3 protein-coding genes and 1 pseudogene are annotated in these 2,905 nt (G+C 72.8%); 2 read left to right on the forward strand and 2 right to left on the reverse strand.

Annotated features, from left to right (window positions below; translation table 11 throughout):
• A pseudogene (locus HOQ08_RS13435) lies at positions 1 to 184 on the forward strand (hypothetical protein); the annotation flags it as partial.
• A gap of 4 nt (positions 185 to 188) precedes the next feature.
• Here the strand turns inward: HOQ08_RS13435 and HOQ08_RS13440 are convergent.
• Complete coding sequence (locus HOQ08_RS13440; RefSeq protein ID WP_291195810.1) at positions 189 to 524, reverse strand: hypothetical protein; 336 nt, start codon at positions 522 to 524, stop codon at positions 189 to 191.
• Between the two features lie 135 nt (positions 525 to 659).
• A complete protein-coding gene (locus HOQ08_RS13445) occupies positions 660 to 1,679 on the reverse strand; it encodes a hypothetical protein (RefSeq protein WP_291195812.1) in 1,020 nt (339 codons plus the stop codon).
• Positions 1,680 to 1,777: 98 nt separating this feature from the next.
• Here HOQ08_RS13445 and HOQ08_RS13450 point away from each other — a divergent pair.
• Positions 1,778 to 2,905, forward strand: a 1,128-nt coding sequence (locus HOQ08_RS13450) for an MFS transporter (RefSeq protein WP_291195815.1), incomplete at its 3' end; no start/stop codon positions are given.

Consider the following 2,905-nt stretch of genomic DNA (forward strand, 5'->3'; position numbering starts at 1 on the left):
CCACCAGGACGCCTCCCAGGTGATACCCGATGCGTCGGGCACCGGCAGCGCGTGGACCGGTGACGCCGGCGCGATGGACAACGCCGACATGGGTGGTCAGGACTTCGGCGTCAATGACGCCGGGTCCTGGGACAGCGGTGGCGGGATGGACGCCGGCGACGTCAGCGGCGGCGACTGGGACTGAGCGGTCAGCGGCGGCCGGGCAGCGAGCGCGGCAGCAGCCGCAGCCCGTTCGGCCGCGACGGCGCGCCGCGGAAGCCGTGGTGGAATCCCCCTCCGCTGCGATGCACGAACGCCAGGCTGCCGCTGAAGAACACGGGCGGGCCATACCACCCCGGCGCATAGGCGTACGGGTAGGGATAGGGCGCGTAGTACGGGTAGGGCGCGGGTGCGACCGCGACCGGGGCCGACGAGTCGTAGACCACGCCGGGCGGCGGACCGGCCACCGGGGCGGCGGGATAGACGGCGCAACCGGTGGTGAGCGCGGTCGCCGCGAGCAGGGGAAGCCAGTGGGATAGGCGCATGGTGGGGATCCTCGGCGACCATGGTGCCGCGAATCCGTCCTGCGGAGGTGTCCGGCCCGCAAAGCCCGCAGCGGGGTGTAAGCGTCGCGCCACAACCGTGCCGCGACCGTGAAATCCTTGCCCCCGACGGCGAGGTCAGCGTGTCAGCACCGCACTGAGTTGCGCCGACCCGGCCCCGCCGATGCTGCCCTGCCAGGCCACCCAGGCGAGGCTGACCGCACCAGCGGCGACCGCCATGCGATCGGCGGCCACCAGCACTTGCGCCTGCAGGTCCAGGGCCTCCAGCTCGCCGATGTCCTTGTCCCGAGCCTCGCGCAGCTGGACGTCCGCTTTGTCGAGCGCCTTCCGGGCCTCCCGGGCCGCCTGCATGCACGCCAGCAGCTGCCACACCTTGCGCCCGACGTCGACGCGGGCCCGCTCTAGGACGTCGCCGATGTCGGTCCCCGTCGTGGCTTCCTGCGCCGGTGCGGGCGGCTGGGGTTCGATCGCGGTCGAGAGCGCCTGCACGTAGCGCGCAAAGCGCATCTGGTCTTCGCTGGAGACGCGGCCCGCAAGCACGAGGTCCGCTTCGGCCGCCGCCACGTCCGCGCGGCGGCGCAGCACGCCGCCGGGAACCTGCTGTGGCACGTCGATGGCGGGCAGCACTATCCGCGTGTCCTGCAGGGCGGGCTGCAGCACCAGGGAGAGCGTGCGTGGCGAGTAGCCGTCCAGCAGCCCGGCAAGCCGAGCCAGAGCGTCGGCACGCAGCGCTTCGAACGGCGCGACGCGATCGGCCGCTTCCTGCGCGAGTTGCCGCGCCTGGCGCAAGGCTTCGTCCTCCGCGCCACCGGCCCGCTCGATCAGGTCCAGGCGCCGCCGCGCCACCGCGGAGAGTTCGCGGGCCGTGACCAGGCGCAGCGTGTTGTAGCGGGCGCTGAAGTATTCCGCCGCGACGGCCGTCTCGCGCTTCATCCGGTCCGGCGCCGCCACCGATCTGTCCGCCGCGGCCAGCAGCAGGTTGAGCGTGGCGTCGTGCGACCCCGACCACCAGGGCGCCCCCGGAGCGGCAGCAGGCACCGTGTCCATCCGCTGCGCTCCGTCCTGCGCGTGCGCGGACTGCAGGGCGGCTGCGGCGAGCAGGGCCAGCAGCCAGTGAAGCCTCTTCTTGTCGGCCATGGGTCCTCCGGGAATGTTGGCCCGGAGCATGGCTGGCGAATGTCGAGGAACTGTGCAGCACGGGCCCTGCCGCGCAAAGTTGTGCAAAGCCGGATCGCGTGGGTGCTGTGGTCAAATCGCCGGCCGTTCCCGACTGCCGCGCCCTGAACTCCGCCGCCGACCTTCGCCATCCGGGCCTGCCCGTGCCGCAGCGCTACCACGCGATGGCGGTGATCATCCTGGGGATCGCGGTCTCGGTGCTCGACGGCACCGTCGTCAACCTGGCGCTTCCCGCGGTCGTGCGCGACCTGCAGTCGACCCCGGAACATTCGGTGTGGGTGGTCAACGCGTACCAGCTGGCTACGCTCGCGCTGATACTGCCGCTGGCGAACCTGGGCGACCGCGTGGGCTACCGGCGCGTGTATCTCGCCGGCGTCGTCGTGTTCACGCTGGCCTCGCTGCTGTGCAGCCTCGCGCCTTCGCTGCCCGCGCTGGCGATCGCGCGGGCGGTGCAGGGCGCGGGTGCGGCCGGGATCATGTCCGTGAACGCCGCCCTGGTGCGGCTGACGTATCCGAGCGAGCAGCTCGGACGCGGCATCGCGATCAACTCGATGGTGGTGGCCACCGCTTCCGTTGCCGGACCCGCGGTCGCGGCCGCCGTGCTGTCGGTGGCCGGCTGGCCCTGGCTGTTCGCGATCAACGTGCCGCTCGGCCTGCTGCTGCTGGCCGTCGGCTGGCATGCCTTGCCGCGCAACGTGGCTGCACGCGCGCCCGTGGGCCGCCTGTCGCTGCTGGACGTGCTGCTGAATGGCGCGATGTTCGCGCTGCTGTTCCTCGGCGCCGACGCGCTCGGCGTGCGCGCGGGGCATGCCGACGGCGGCTCGCTGCTCACCGGCGCCGGCCTGGTCGGCGCGGTGCACGTACGCCGGCAGTTGCTGCAGGCGCAGCCGCTGCTGCCGCTGGACCTGCTGCGCATCCGCATCTTCCGGCTCTCGATGGCCACCTCGGTCTGCGCGTTCTGCGCCCAGACGCTGGCGTACATCGCGCTGCCGTTCCTGCTGCTCGACGCATGGCAGCTCAGCGCAGGGCAGGCTGGCCTGCTGATGGGATGCTGGCCCGCCGCGGTGATCGTGGCAGCGCCCGTGGCCGGCCGCCTGATCGGGCGCTATCCCGGCGGCGCGCTGGGCGCCATCGGCCTGGGCGTGCTGGCGGCGGGACTGGCGCTGCTGGCCGAAGCGGCCATGCAC

The sequence above is a fragment of the Frateuria sp. genome (assembly GCF_013362045.1).
GTDB lineage: Bacteria > Pseudomonadota > Gammaproteobacteria > Xanthomonadales > Rhodanobacteraceae > Frateuria_A.